The sequence below is a fragment of the Zhongshania aquatica genome (assembly GCF_027257955.1).
Lineage (GTDB): Bacteria > Pseudomonadota > Gammaproteobacteria > Pseudomonadales > Spongiibacteraceae > Spongiibacter > Spongiibacter aquatica.
In genome coordinates, this window is record NZ_JANZNQ010000008.1 from 1 (window position 1) to 14458 (window position 14458).

Here is a 14458-nt window from a genome sequence, read left to right on the forward strand (position 1 = left end):
CGCGGTCATGACCCAGATTTGGATCGCCATGTGTGCCTATCTGCTGCTGGCCTGGATTAAGTTCAGCAGCCAAATTGATCGCAGCCTGCAGCAAATGATTCGCCTTCTTCAGCTCAATTTATTTGAGCGCAGAGAGTTGCTGCCTTTGCTGAGAGGCGATCCGCCAGAGCAGATGAACAACGTCAATCATCCGCAGCTCTGCTTGCTATGAATATTTGTGGGACAGCAATGTAATCGTATAAAAAGGCTGCGGCATTAACACGAGCACGCTGATCATAAAAATCAGATTTGAAACCTACTTCATAAGCATCTATGTACTCAGGTCTCGCATAGGCATCTTCGAAATCGCGCTCACGATAATAAACACCGCCATTAAAATTACCGGAACGGAAGCCCTTGCTATAACTTGCGTACATCATGAAGTCGTCATTGAAACGATAATCTAAACCAAGCTTACCGGTAAATTCTTGTTCCTTTGCCGACATTGGCGTCGAGGAGTCTGTGGTATACGGTCCGTGGGTATAACCTACCTGCCCCGTTGCGAGAAGATCTTCTAATGTCACTTGCCCACTCAATAAATTTTCTAGAAACACATCGATTTCAGCAATACCGGCATCGCCACCAAGGTTCAGCGGTACAAAGGGCTCGTCATATCGACTAGTATTACCAGGAACATATGTACCGCGCGGGCTACCATCGTAACCTTCTCTAGATATATTAAGGTAGGCAAGGTCAATTTCGTCGACGGTATAGCGAATACCAAAGTCGATTCCAAAGTCTGCGGTTACGTCAAAACGAAGCTGCGTATAAGCGGCGTAACTTGTTTTATCGGTGATCATTTTCTGGTCTAGCTGACCAAAATCAAGCAGGTATGGATAGAACCCGGTCGCACCGGGATACGTTACCGCAACCCGAAGATCGGGCGGTGTGCCGTAAATTGCGTATTCATTATGCATATCCATTTCTTCTTCGGCGTAATATAAACCGCCAATGAAATTGAACATGCCGTCGTAATTACTCGAAATTCGCAAGTCCTGACTAAACGCCGTAGTGTCTACCGCCCAACGTATCTCAAGCAGCTCTTCGGGTGAGCCGTCAGTATTCTGCTGCTGAGCGTAGTCAGAAATGCTAATTGACGAGATACTTGTGAGGGTGTGGCTATCGCCAATAAACTCTAGTTTGTTTACCAACATATCCGAATTAACTATTAACGGACCGGTAAAGTTATCTTCAACCTCATGATGCCCGAGGTTTTGCGACGACGCCGAATAACCCGTGTTATCCATATAACCACTACTGTCGTCACCTTGGGCCAGAGAGCCCGTCACAATACCGCCTACGCCAAGTAAGCCATCACCACCATCAAGATTTCCACGTGGTTCGTTTCTCGATGCATTGGCTAGTGAATCATTTTGCCCATGGGTTAACTTAAGCACATTATTTAAATTTTCAGATATCTGCCAATTCAGTGTTACTCGCAATCCTTGGAAATCAATGGAGGATAAATTTGGACCACCAGAACGGTTTTCGGTATAGCCACTATTTCGAGAAAATGAATATGCGGCACGCACTGCTAGAGTTTCATCTATTAACGTACCCTCAACCCCTAAATCACCGACTCGTGAATCATAATTCCCCGCACCTAGCTTGGCGTTGACGTGCAAGCCGTCGTCAATTATTGGGGTTTTAGTAATGATATTGATTGCACCACCAGTAGTATTTTTACCATACAATGTGCCTTGAGGGCCGCGCAAAACCTCTAGTCGCTCAACATCAAAAAAGTTCATACCATGAGTATATACCGGCCCCATATATGACTCATCGGAGTAAACACCGATGGGACTTGCCTGATTAGAGCTGTAATCCGACATACTGACACCGCGAATCGCAAAGATCGGCTGGACGTCACCAAAGGGACCACTAACCTGCATATTGGGTACTTGCGCAGATATATCATTTGCACTCGCGAAACCGAATTTTTCTAACGAATCAGAAGTCATACCGGTAATCGCAACAGGAGTATCCTGGGTACTCTCCGAGCGCTTCTGCCCCGTAACAATCACTTCCTCGAGCATTGGCGCGGCCAACGAAGTCATTGGTATATAACTTAGACTAGCTAAAGATGCACCTAACGTGATCTTTTTTAAGTAACTCTGAGATATGCGCATTTAATTATTATCCCCTCTAACACTATCGATTAAGTGCACATAATCCACCAAAAGCAATCTCACGTCTTTTCCGATGCGGACAACTTTTTGGCAAATTAGGACAGCCGCATTGGCAATGCTCAAATGACAAAAAAACGTCCTAAAAAGCCAATACCAATCAACACTAAACATCAATAATCAGTTCAAACAAATAAACAAATAAACAAATAAACAAATAAACAAATAAATAAATAAATAAATAAATAAATAAATAAATAAATAAATAAAACATTTATATCCATACAGACCAACATCAAGGACATTAAATGAACAACGCCCATGAATTACCGCTTTATCATCACATCATTAACGGCGATATAGTAAAGCCAAACTCTGGTCACTATATTGACGTGCATTGTCCTGCCACAGGCAATCTAATAGCGAAAACCGCCGATGGCGATGCGACCGATGTAGACCTCGCGGTAAACGCAGCCAGCCGTGCATTGAAAAGTACAGATTGGCGCAATATTAGCGTAACCGCGCGTTCCAAATTGCTGTATCAAATCGGTAACACGGTATTAGCGAATGCCCAAGAGCTAGCTATTCTAGAGGTTCAAGCCTCCGGCGGAACGATCAAGCGGGTAATGGGACTAGATATCTTGGCCATCGCCGATTTATTTTTCACTCTTGCCGAGTCCATCAAAAACTACCCATTTATCGAAAACCTTTCACCAAAGATTTTGCCAGAACAAGTTCACACCATGGTCGTCAAAGAACCTGTTGGCGTCTGCGGCATTATTACCGCGTGGAACTTTCCGCTTCTTTTACTTTCTTGGAAAATAGCCCCAGCCTTAGCTGCAGGTAACACCGTGGTCGTAAAAGCATCAGAATTAACGCCAACATCGACATTTCGCTTAATTGAGCTAATTAATCAATTTTTACCGGCTGGTGTATTGAATCTAGTAAGTGGTACGGGGGTAAAAGTGGGTGACGCCCTAGTCAAACACCCCAAAGTAAATAAAATATCTTTTACAGGTTCCACTCAAACAGGTAGAAACATTCAAGTTGCAGCAGCCGCCACGCTAAAGCGAGTCACCCTTGAGCTCGGTGGTAAAGGGGCAGCTATCGTAATGCCTGACGCCAATATCGACTTGGTCGCACATGGCGCACTGTTCGGCATCATGATGAACTCTGGGCAGGCGTGTGAATCAGCTAGTCGACTAATTGTCCATGTCGATATTCACGATGAACTCATCGCCAAAATGAAGACCCTAGCCGAGAAAATAGTTGTCGGCAATCCACTCGACCCTGCAACTGGCATGGGCCCTATTGTTTCCGAGCAACAGTTTAATCGAATTGAAGCCTATCTTAGGTCAGCGCAAGAGCAAGGCGCCCACATCATTACCGGAGGAAAGCGCAAGATTGTCGCGGGCTTCGAAAATGGCTATTTCCTTGAGCCAACTATTCTCAGCAATTGCCAGAACGACATGAAACACGCCTGTGAAGAAATCTTCGGGCCAGTAGTGTCGATCATAAAATTTACCGAGCTCGACGAAGCCATAAACATCGCAAACGATTCAATATACGGGCTATCGGCCGGCATCTGGACAGAGGACGTTGTTGCCGCCCAAGCCATTGCCCGGCAACTCGAGGCAGGCTCAGTTTGGATAAATGACTGGCACATGATGCGGACCGACGCACCATTTGGCGGCATGAAGCAAAGCGGCTATGGCCGGGAAATGAGTCACAACAGCCTGAACTCGTATACCGAACTGAAGTCCATTTCGACAGCGTTTGAACGCGACCCTAGGAAAAAATCAACTTACCACTTGGTCCATACGTTTTAAGGTTCGCGACCCAGCTAATTGAACGCTAATTATTAATAGGATACCAGCATGTCTAGCTCACATTACTATCAGTACAATATGCGCAGCACGATTCATTGCGCCGCAGGCTCAGTTATTCGCATACCCGCGCTATTTGAAGGCATGGGTGCCAAAAGAGTGGTGCTATTTAGCGATATTGGTCTCGAACAGGCCGGCATCGTAGACCAAATAAAGGCAGTATTCGCCAGCTGCTCTAGCAATAAAGCCGTGCTAGTAGGCGTTTATACCGGCATAAGCCAAGACGCAGCCTGCCAATCCGTAAACGCTGCAACTGCTTATGCTAGGTCCGTGGCGGCCGATGCCATTCTGGCAGTGGGTGGCGGCAGTGTTCTAGATGCCTCAAAAGGTGTCAAATACTCCCTTCAACACGGGGCAACAGATATCGCCGACTTACTTCAAAGCGGGATTAAAATTGATGCATGGCCAAGCTGCCAGCACTCGGGGATCCCTCATATCGGCGTCCCTACCACTGCAGGCACAGGGGCAGAGGTTTCACCAGTAGCGGTGTTCTACAATGAAGCCTTAGGCATTAAAACCAACCTTGTCGCGCCTTTTCTAGAGCCCGACATGGCGGTACTAGACGGCAATCTGTGTTTAGGACTACCGGACTTCCTCACGGCAGCCACGGGAATGGATGCTCTAACACACGCACTGGAGGCTGTCGCCTCGCCAACTGCGAATGCCATGACAGATGCTCACGCATTTCATGCCGCACAAATGATTGTCGAAAATTTGCCCAAGGTGATCGATAATGGCAAGGACGTTGTCGCGCGCTCAAATATGTTACAAGCGAGCAGCCTAGCAATCGACGCCTTCGGCGGTAGCCTAAACGCAATCCCCATTCACAACTGCGCCCACGCATTCGGCGGCATGTTCCACATCCCCCACGGCGACGCCAATGCCGCGCTCCTTCCCGTCGTGATGGAAGCATGCCCTGAATTTTATGCAGGCAAAGGGCAGCGGCTCGCCAAAGCACTCAATCTTTCTCAAAATGGTAGTGACCAAGAACTATTGGGCAATTGCATTAAATTCTTAATAGACTTCCAACAGCGCATAGGCTGTACAACCAACTTTAAACGCTGGGAGGTCAACCAAGATAAGCAAGATGCTATTTACCATGCGATTGCATCTGACCCTGCCGCAATGTTTTACAATATACCCCCTGCAGCGATGGCTAAAATTGTTCAAGCGGTATGCTGAGAGGAGCGAATTAAAGCAGCGTAATACTGGATGTATTAGCTTACTCAAAGAGCATGGACGCTCGTATAACCCCGTCACTTTTATATACCGGAGAAAATAATGTTAAAAAAACTACTTTCGTACTCAACTTTAACCGCAGCATTAATGACTGGCCCATCACTTGTCAACGCCCAAAGCTTAGGTCCGCTTCAGGGTATTACCGACACATTGGGGAGCCTAAGCGGGGGATTAGTGGTGACGCTAGTTGACCCACTCCAAGCAACCACCGCAGCCATTGGGTTAAATTCGTCACCGCTATTCAATATACTGCCAAATAATCCATTACTAATCACTTATGATGTTCTATTAAAAGGGCCGGAAAATACTATCGTTATCAGCGATCTACTACAGGGCAACCTAATCATAAATAACGTTCTCTCCGGATTACCTGGTGGCGATGTAATACAGGCGACTTACAGTGAAAATTTAAAGCCATTTATTCCAACCCTTCCCCTAATCGATGGGCTGATTAATTCACAACTTTAAAACACCTTTCACCGCTCGCCCTTAAATGCGGGCGAGTGTTCCCGCGCTATATTTAGTTCGTCATACAGTAGCCCCCCGAAACCAATATAAACAAACAGCACCAAAGCAGCCGTGCAGACAATGGGTAGCTCCCCCGCCTACACCGAAGTGCCACTCATTCCCTGAGTAGGAAACTCTGCATATTCTTGCTATGCTCCGAGCAGATCAAAAACGTACCCACAACGATAACAATACCTATATACCTGTGAGACTCAATGACTGCACGCGTACGGGCCAGCTGCCTAAATAATTTTGTATCCCTAATTGAGGAGCTACAAGGTAATGCTGAGGATTTATGCCTCAAAGCAGGTATAGATTACAGTCAACTAGATCAGGAAGACTATTTTTTCCCATATCAAAGCTTTATAGACCTACTTGAGTTAAGTGCCACAAGCCTAAATCTACCCAATATTGGCTTACAACTTGCTATGCGACAGGATCACTCTATTCTTGGTCCAGTTGCTTTTTTAGCACTATCTGCGCACGATGTCAGGTCAGCATTAACAAGTGTAGGAAAATTTTTGTACCATTTCACCCCCGCCATTTCACTCACATTGAGAGAGAGTGAGGACCAGCCAAGCTATGCCTGCTTAGAGCTCGTCAACGCCAATAACAGCCGCCAGGCAGTAGAGCACGCTGTCGCTTGCACACTTCACATTATTCACCTGCTTACCGAAGGAAAATTTAAAGCGCGGGCCGTTCATTTCCGCCATTCAAAAATTGGTCCCGAAAAGCATTATCAAAGCGCGTTCAATTGCCCAACGGTATTTAATCAAAAATATGATTCAATAGAGCTCGACACCGACTTTTTAGATATCGAATTGAGCTCCCACAACCCTCAGCTTCACGGTTTGGTATCCAGCTACCTCTCGATGGTAGAAATAGATTCCAACTCCACAAGTAAACCGAATTTATCGACCAGCAAGCAAGCTCGTCATTTAATTCAAAAACTGCTACCGACCGGCCAACTGTCACGCCCCGTAATTGCAGAAAACATGAAACTTCATGAACGTGCCCTGCACCGAAAATTGCAATCTGAAGGGTATACCTTTGAAGCACTTGTTGACGAAGTTAGGATTACTGAAGCTAAAAAACTTCTTGCGCACGACGCCATACCCATGTCACAAATAGCGGGTTTATTGGGGTACAACGAACAAAGCTCATTTAATAGAGCGTTTAAACGCTGGTTTAATATGACGCCAAAACAATATTTGCAAAGCAAACCTTAGGCTAAATTAAAGTTTCACTCTTTAACCAAAAACTGCGCCCTAGCCATTGCTATAGGCGCAGCTTCATCTTCCTGCCACGCACTTATACTCACGTTAATCATTCGCCTACCGAGATAGACCAACTTGCAGCGCGAATGTGTAGCCACATACTTGCCTGCACGCACATAGTCCACCGCGAAATCGACCACCTTGGGAAATTTTTCACTGTTGCTATGCCGCAAGACATACATCATTGCCGACAACTCCATAAAACCAGCAATTGCCCCACCATGTAACGCTGGCAGTGTCGGGTTGCCGATATTGCTCTTTTTGGTCGGTAACAAAAAGCAATCGTTCTCCCCTCCCACTTGTATACCAAGCGTTTGCGCATAAGGAACTCGGTTAATAAGTTGATGCAATTCCAAATCATTCATTGTCGCTACCACGGGACTTCTGCCCTGATTGTTTCAATTTTTGCGCTGCACGAAACTCACGACGCATATCGGTAAACAACGCGAGCTCCATTCGGAAGAAATTACCAACAGCGGATGCAATTGGCTTCTCGCGATCACCATGATGGGCAAGAGCTCGCGCAAAAATCACACTCTCAGTGACGCGATAAACCTCCGCGTCGGCATACACCGTTTGGCCAGGGGTCGCCGCGCGCATATAATCGATACGTAAATCGATGGTTGGCGTCATCGCCAAATCTACTAATACCGTCGCGGCGGCAAAGCCACAGCAAGTATCCAATAAGGCGGTGATTGCGCCGCCATGAATAACGCCCGTATCCGGGTCACCAATCAATGTGTCGCTGTAGGACATAGACATACCAACCCGATGACGCTCAACATATTCTGGGCGAATGCCTAAGGTCGTAAAATGATCGCCTTCATTGGCCGTTAAAACGGTATCAACGAAACGAAGTAGCTCTTCAAAATCCAATGCCATTATTTATCCCGAAATAGCTATTCGACCGAGTATAAACGGCCGCAGCCCAGCATTTTACCAAGTTAACGTCTAAAAGGGTGAAAACACCATAAGACAAAAAAAGCCGCCACCGAAAATCGGTAGCGGCTTGGCGCCTCGCGCTATGTGAGCTTAGTGAACTTGGGCTTCACCCGCTCCCTGTGGGTAGCGAATACTCTCTACCATATCCTGTACATCTTGCGGTGGCGGCGGTGTTAAATGGCACACCACAGCGGCCACTGCAAAGTTAACAATCATGCCTAAGGTACCAATCCCTTCTGGCGACACCCCAAACCACCAATTCTCAGGCACGCTGGCCGCAGGATTGATAAATTTGAAATACACAATATAGGTAGCAGTAAACAAGAGACCACTAACCATGCCCGTTATCGCACCGTATTTATTCATGCGTTTGTAAAAGATACCGAGGATGATGGCAGGGAAAAAGCTCGATGCCGCCAAGCCAAAGGCAAAGGCCACCACTTGGGCGACAAAGCCCGGCGGATTTATCCCCAGATAGCCAGCGATACACACCGCCACCGCTGCCGCACTACGTGCATAACGAAGCTCCATTTTGTCCGATATATTCGGCATCAGATTTCGCTTCAGCAAATCGTGGGAGATCGATGTTGAGATAACCAGTAGCAAACCTGCCGAGGTAGACAAGGCTGCAGCAACGCCACCCGCGGCAACTAGGGCAATCACCCATGCAGGAAGATCGGCAATCTCGGGGTTGGCCAAGACCATAATATCCCGATCAATATGCATCTCGTTGCGCTCGTCGCCGGAGTAGAACATACGGCCATCTTCGTTTTTATCTTCCCAGCCGATTAAGCCGGTTTTCTCCCAGTTGGTCACCCACGTCGGCGCTTCACTGTACTCAGTACCCTGACTATCGGCACCGTTAATGGTGTTGATCATATTCAGCCGTGCAAAACCGGCAACCGCGGGTGCTGTGGTGTAAAGCACCGCAATAAAGATCAACGCCCAGCCCGCAGACTTACGCGCGTCTTTCACCTTAGGTACGGTAAAGAAGCGCACAATCACGTGAGGCAAACCCGCCGTACCCACCATCAATGCTGCAGTGATAAACAGCACATCAATCGTCGACTTCGTCCCACTGGTGTAGGCGGCAAACCCGAGTTCAGCCGACAAGCCATCGAGCTTGTCGAGCAGATGCACCCCCGAACCATCGGCCAAGGTCGCGCCGAAGCCAAACTGGGGAATAACATGACCGGTAACCATGATCGAGATAAAGATCGCGGGTACCAAGTAGGCCATCATCAACACACAGTACTGTGCAACTTGGGTATAGGTAATGCCTTTCATGCCGCCGAGTACGGCGTAGAAAAACACAATCGCCATACCGAGCAATACACCAGTCGTTATATCAACTTCAAGAAAGCGGCTAAACACTACACCTACACCGCGCATCTGTCCCGCCACATAGGTGAAGGACACAAAGATCGCGCAGATAACGGCAACGGTTCGCGCCGTTTGCGAATAGTAGCGGTCGCCAATAAAGTCCGGCACCGTAAATTTGCCAAATTTACGCAGATACGGCGCCAAACACAGCGCTAACAACACATAGCCGCCAGTCCAGCCCATTAAATAGACAGCGCCGTCGTAACCCATAAAGGAAATAAGGCCCGCCATTGATATAAACGACGCTGCACTCATCCAGTCCGCTGCCGTCGCCATGCCATTAACAATTGGGTGAACGCCGCCCCCCGCTACGTAAAATTCCTTGGTGGAGCCCGCACGGCAATAAATTGCGATGCCGATATACAAAACAAAACTCAGTCCGACGATTAAGAATGTCCAAGTTCTAATATCCATAAATCACCCCTAGTCTTCTTGGACGTCGTATTTTTCGTCGAGCCGATTCATTTTGTATACGTACACAAAAATCAGCACCACAAACGTATAAATTGCCCCTTGCTGAGCAAACCAAAAACCCAATTTAAAACCAAAAAATTGGATTTGATTTAATGCATCAACTAAAAGGATCCCGAAGCCAAAGGACACCAAGGCCCAGATGAAAAGTAAGCTAAGTAATAGCTTCACATTTTCTCGCCAGTAGGCTTTCGCCAGTTCTTTTGAATGAAACGCCATTGTTATTCTCCCGTTATTTTCGTCGTTTACCGTCTTATAACTTAAGCATTGCAGTTAATTCGTACTCTCACCATTCGACCTTAGTCGACTGGCACGCTTTAAAATCAAAATGTGTATTTCGCGCTAAATTGCAGACGATCTATATCGCCGCTATCGTCGCCATTGACGGGTCGCTCAATCGTCTTAGTGGCGTGAATATACTCAACGCCAAGGTTCAGCGCCGCTACAGGGGCGTAGATTAAATTAGCATGGGCACTTTGATACGAGGCGGCTGTTGCATCAGCTACCGTATCTGGGTTGTCCGCAGAGCTGGCCGATAACACTAGGCTACTACGCCATTTCGGCGCCCAGAAATGGCGATAAGCAACGTAGCCACCCACAGAGTCAATCAAATCAATATCACCGTTATCTTCAATCACACCGTCGCGATAGGTTTGTAAACCAAGGTAGCGACCAAGCGCATTACCGGCATTTAGCTGGATACGAAGGTCATCTTGGCCGAGCTGCCACACACCCGCGAAGGCGAGTCCATAACCGTAGACACTGTCGTCACCAACAATCGCCTGAGCCTGACTATTCGCAAAGTTTTGCTTATACGCAACCTCGCGCACCAAACCCGCAAGGCTATAGCTGAAATCACCAGATTTTCCGTTATAGCGCAGTACCATATCGGGCAGCGCATTATTGTCGTATGCGCTGGCGCCAGCGGCAGATCCGCTTTCGCCATACAAACCACTTGAGGGATTCTCCATCGCAAACATGACTGAGCTGGAACCACTCAGTGTATGAGTCCAGCGCACTTGCGCCTGCCGCTCGAACAGAGTGCCAACAGGGCCAACAAAGTCGAGGGTATCGGGCAAGCTGCCCACATTAAAAAAGGTGCTCCACGTCTGACCGGCCAATAGAGAACTATTAGCATCGTATTGCCAATTTAAATAGGCATGTCGAATTCGCGATGCGGCTGAGTTACTAATCCGCTCATCACCAATTTGGTTCACACCAAAATCCATTTCGATATAAGTGCCAATTGCACCAACATCGGTTGCCGTATTAGTTTTAAACCAAATACGAGAATGCTTAGCATGCATATCGAGATTGGTGTCGCCGGACTCCCCTCCAACAGGAATTACCGATGCGACCAGAAAATCGTCGCCTACTCCTGCCAGCGCACGCTCCCCGTCGCTGTATTGACTGGCGATGGCATCTAATTTTATATAACCACCAAAAGAATACTCGGTCCCGCCTTTGGTTTGCTGAACGGCGGACGATGCCTCTTTCTCAGCGAGCGCACGCTCTAATCTCGCTACTCTTTGCTCTAATGTTTCAGCCTTTGCTGTTTCAGCGACAGCCGATAGCGGCAGTGCCACGAAAATCAGACCAGCGAGTAGGCGTGCTCTCGACCGTAAGTTAGTCAGCTTTGGCGGAGTTAATTTTTTATTGTTTATCATAGTGAGCTCTCTCGAATCGTAAATGACACGAAATTTATAGACCCACTGGTCTAAACTGGGTATTAGCCATTAGTCATATATAGACTAAAGTCTATGCGAAAAAGCCACAGGGACGCGGAACTAGACCAAGGTCTAATTTTCTTCATGCCATAGTTCAAGGATAGTTGAACACAATAAATTAAAATGGAGACCACGGTCATGACCACCTCGACGCCTTCTAAAAGCCATTATCCTGTTGATGCCAAAGCAAAGGATGCTGCCTATATCGACATCGACACTCACACTTCGCTGTATGAACAATCGTTAGAGACACCAGAAATATTTTGGGCCGAGCAAGCAAAGCGCCTCGACTGGGTCGTGACACCAAACACCATTAAGAATTGCAGCTTTGCAAAACACGATCTGTCCATTCGCTGGTTTGAAGACGGTCAACTAAATGCCAGCGTGAATTGCTTAGATCGTCATTTAGATCAGCAGGCCGATCAATTAGCCATGATTTGGGAGCCCGACAGCGAGACCGATCCCGTTCGCAAATACACTTATCGGGAGCTACACGTAGAAGTTTGCAAACTCGCCAACGGCCTAAAAAGTTTAGGCGTGACGAAAGGGGATGTGGTAACGCTCTATATGCCCATGATTCCAGAGGCGACCATCGCAATGTTAGCCTGCGCGCGAATAGGTGCCGTACATTCCGTCGTTTTCGGTGGTTTCTCACCCGAAGCGCTGTCCGGCCGCATACAAGACGGCCAGTCGAAATTAGTCATTACCGCCGACGCCGGAAATCGCGGTGGCCGACGGGTCAGCCTAAAGCAAAATGTCGATGACGCCATTGCGCTATGCCCCACGTCACTAGTAGAAAAAGTCTTGGTGGTTAACCACTGTGGCGACAAGATTGACTGGCAGGAATCTCGAGACGTTGACTACCACGCGCTCGTAAATGATCAGGCTAGCGACTGCGCGCCAGAGATCATGAACGCGGAAGATCCGCTGTTTATCCTTTACACATCAGGCTCAACAGGTAAACCCAAGGGCGCGGTCCATACTACTGGCGGTTATTTGGTTTACACCTCACTCAGTCACCAGCTAGTTTTTGATTACAAACCCGGCGAGATATATTGGTGTATGGCCGACATCGGCTGGATCACCGGCCACAGCTACGCCGTGTACGGACCTCTGAGCAATGGCGCAACCATCGTCATGTACGAAGGCATTCCCAACTTCCCAGACGCGGGTCGATTGGCCCGGATCATCGACAAACATCAGGTCAATATTCTCTACACCGCGCCCACAGTTATCCGAGCACTCATGGCGCATAGCACCGAAGCCTTGGCCAATACTGACCGCAGCTCGCTGCGTTTGCTGGGCACCGCCGGTGAACCCATCAACCCCGAAGCGTGGACGTGGTTTTACGAACAATTTGGCCGCAGCCAGTGCCCAATACTGGATACCTGGTGGCAAACAGAAACCGGCGGTGTAATGATCACCCCGATGCCCGGTGCTATCGGTCTAAAACCCGGTTCGGCAACCCTACCGTTCTTTGGCGTACATGCTGCACTAGTCGATAACGAAGGCCAGCTTTTATCTGGCGAAGCGGAGGGTAACCTCGTAATTTGCGATAGCTGGCCGGGACAAATGCGCACGATTTTCGGCGACCACCAGCGCTTTATCGAAACCTACTTCTCAACCTTTGAAGGCTACTATTTCAGTAGCGACGGTGCCCGTCGTGACGAAGACGGCTATTACTGGATTACAGGCCGAGTAGACGACGTACTTAACGTCTCTGGACACCGCTTGGGAACCGCTGAACTTGAGAGCGCCCTCGCCGCGCACCCCTTAGTCGCGGAGGCCGCTGTTGTCGGCTATCCCCATGCCATTAAGGGTGAGGGTATCTATGCCTACATTACCCTCACCGACAAACTTGACGAAAGCGAATCACTGCGCAATGAATTGAAACAGTGGCTGCGCAAAGAAATTGGCCCCATTGCGGTAGCCGATATCATTCAGTGGACCGACGATCTTCCGAAGACCCGTTCTGGCAAAATTATGCGCCGAATTCTTCGCAAAATTGCAGCGGACGACACCGAGAATCTCGGCGATTTATCCACCCTCGCCGATCCTGCGGTTGTTGCGAAGCTGATCGGAACGCACAAAGCATCAAAAGTCAGTACCGCCTAAGTTTTCCTATGGGTCTTTGCCCTGCATTGCGGGGCTTTTTTCTATACACTGTCGCCTATACAAACCAATAAAAAAGGCGCCAGATGGACTCACTGCGATTTATCATTGCCGACGACCACCCCTTATTTCGCACTGCGCTCAAAGCAACGCTCGCCCAGAGCTTTGAACACTGCACGGTCAGCGAAACGGCATCCATTACCGAATTACAAAATTTGCTAAGCACCGACACTAGCAGCGACCTCATTTTGCTCGACCTACATATGCCAGACGCGCAGGGTTTTAGTGGTTTGATACACCTGCAGGCCCACTACCCCGAAATACCCGTTATGGTTATTTCCGCCAGTGAAACCCCCGAAGTAATGTGTCGTGCCATAGACCACGGCGCAGCCGGTTTTCTGCCGAAAAGTAGTCCAGCTGAGGCAATAAGCCGCGCTATTAATGCCGTGATCAGCGGCGCACGATGGCTTCCTGAGGGAGTTCACTATCAAGCTGGACAGGACAGCAAAGAAAAGAAAATGGCCGAAGACATCGCCAGCCTCACACCGCAACAATTTCGGGTGGTCACCCTGCTTGTACAAGGCTTGCTAAATAAGCAAATTGCCTACGAGCTAAATGTCACAGAAGCCACCGTAAAAGCCCACGTTACCGAAATATTTCGCAAGCTTGGTGTTCACTCGCGCACCCAAGCCGCCTTGGCATTTAGTCAGCTAGATGTCAGCCCACAACAGCTAGCATAACAATCAAGA

General features: G+C 48.2%; 12 protein-coding genes and 1 pseudogene. 7 read left to right on the forward strand and 6 right to left on the reverse strand.

The window, feature by feature from the left end; genetic code table 11:
- Positions 1 to 211 (forward strand): annotated as a pseudogene (locus tag O9X78_RS09680) (IS4 family transposase); the annotation flags it as partial.
- On the opposite strand, the gene O9X78_RS09685 reads toward O9X78_RS09680, so the two are convergent.
- Positions 183 to 2096, reverse strand: a complete 1914-nt coding sequence (locus O9X78_RS09685) for a TonB-dependent receptor (protein ID WP_269619445.1) — start codon at positions 2094 to 2096, stop codon at positions 183 to 185. The pseudogene O9X78_RS09680 and the gene O9X78_RS09685 sit on opposite strands and share 29 nt — an antisense overlap.
- Before the next feature lie 377 nt (positions 2097 to 2473).
- Here O9X78_RS09685 and O9X78_RS09690 point away from each other — a divergent pair, with 377 nt between their 5' ends.
- The 4 genes from O9X78_RS09690 (at position 2474) to O9X78_RS09705 (ending at position 7026) form a co-directional block, all read left to right on the forward strand.
- Positions 2474 to 3994, forward strand: coding sequence for an aldehyde dehydrogenase family protein (locus O9X78_RS09690; RefSeq protein ID WP_269619446.1), 1521 nt, complete (start codon positions 2474 to 2476; stop codon positions 3992 to 3994).
- A 48-nt stretch (positions 3995 to 4042) separates the two neighbouring features.
- Positions 4043 to 5233, forward strand: coding sequence for an iron-containing alcohol dehydrogenase (locus tag O9X78_RS09695; RefSeq protein ID WP_008251353.1), 1191 nt, complete (start codon positions 4043 to 4045; stop codon positions 5231 to 5233).
- A 99-nt stretch (positions 5234 to 5332) separates the two neighbouring features.
- A complete protein-coding gene (locus tag O9X78_RS09700; RefSeq protein WP_269619447.1) occupies positions 5333 to 5758 on the forward strand; it encodes a hypothetical protein in 426 nt (141 codons plus the stop codon).
- Positions 5759 to 6012: 254 nt separating this feature from the next.
- The gene (locus O9X78_RS09705) at positions 6013 to 7026 is read left to right on the forward strand and encodes an AraC family transcriptional regulator (protein WP_047012462.1); all 1014 of its coding nucleotides are present in this window, start codon (positions 6013 to 6015) and stop codon (positions 7024 to 7026) included.
- Positions 7027 to 7040: 14 nt separating this feature from the next.
- Here the strand turns inward: O9X78_RS09705 and O9X78_RS09710 are convergent, their stop codons facing one another.
- From O9X78_RS09710 to O9X78_RS09730, 5 genes are all read right to left on the reverse strand, one after another.
- On the reverse strand, positions 7041 to 7439 hold the full coding sequence (locus O9X78_RS09710) for a PaaI family thioesterase (RefSeq protein ID WP_047012463.1): 399 nt from the start codon (positions 7437 to 7439) through the stop codon (positions 7041 to 7043).
- Positions 7432 to 7956, reverse strand: coding sequence for a PaaI family thioesterase (locus O9X78_RS09715; RefSeq protein WP_052763527.1), 525 nt, complete (start codon positions 7954 to 7956; stop codon positions 7432 to 7434). The genes O9X78_RS09710 and O9X78_RS09715 overlap by 8 nt, the downstream gene beginning before the upstream one ends.
- A 150-nt stretch (positions 7957 to 8106) precedes the next feature.
- Positions 8107 to 9813, reverse strand: a complete 1707-nt coding sequence (locus tag O9X78_RS09720; protein ID WP_269619450.1) for a sodium:solute symporter family protein — start codon at positions 9811 to 9813, stop codon at positions 8107 to 8109.
- Between the two features lie 9 nt (positions 9814 to 9822).
- Positions 9823 to 10089, reverse strand: a complete 267-nt coding sequence (locus O9X78_RS09725; RefSeq protein WP_269619452.1) for a DUF4212 domain-containing protein — start codon at positions 10087 to 10089, stop codon at positions 9823 to 9825.
- Positions 10090 to 10193: 104 nt separating this feature from the next.
- The gene (locus O9X78_RS09730) at positions 10194 to 11537 is read right to left on the reverse strand and encodes a DcaP family trimeric outer membrane transporter (RefSeq protein ID WP_269619454.1); all 1344 of its coding nucleotides are present in this window, start codon (positions 11535 to 11537) and stop codon (positions 10194 to 10196) included.
- Between the two features lie 198 nt (positions 11538 to 11735).
- Here O9X78_RS09730 and acs point away from each other — a divergent pair, with 198 nt between their 5' ends.
- Both acs and O9X78_RS09740 read left to right on the forward strand, forming a co-directional pair.
- Positions 11736 to 13712, forward strand: a complete 1977-nt coding sequence (gene acs, locus O9X78_RS09735; protein ID WP_269619456.1) for an acetate--CoA ligase — start codon at positions 11736 to 11738, stop codon at positions 13710 to 13712.
- An 83-nt stretch (positions 13713 to 13795) separates the two neighbouring features.
- The gene (locus O9X78_RS09740) at positions 13796 to 14449 is read left to right on the forward strand and encodes a response regulator (protein WP_269619457.1); all 654 of its coding nucleotides are present in this window, start codon (positions 13796 to 13798) and stop codon (positions 14447 to 14449) included.
- The last annotated feature ends 9 nt before the right edge of the window (positions 14450 to 14458 follow it).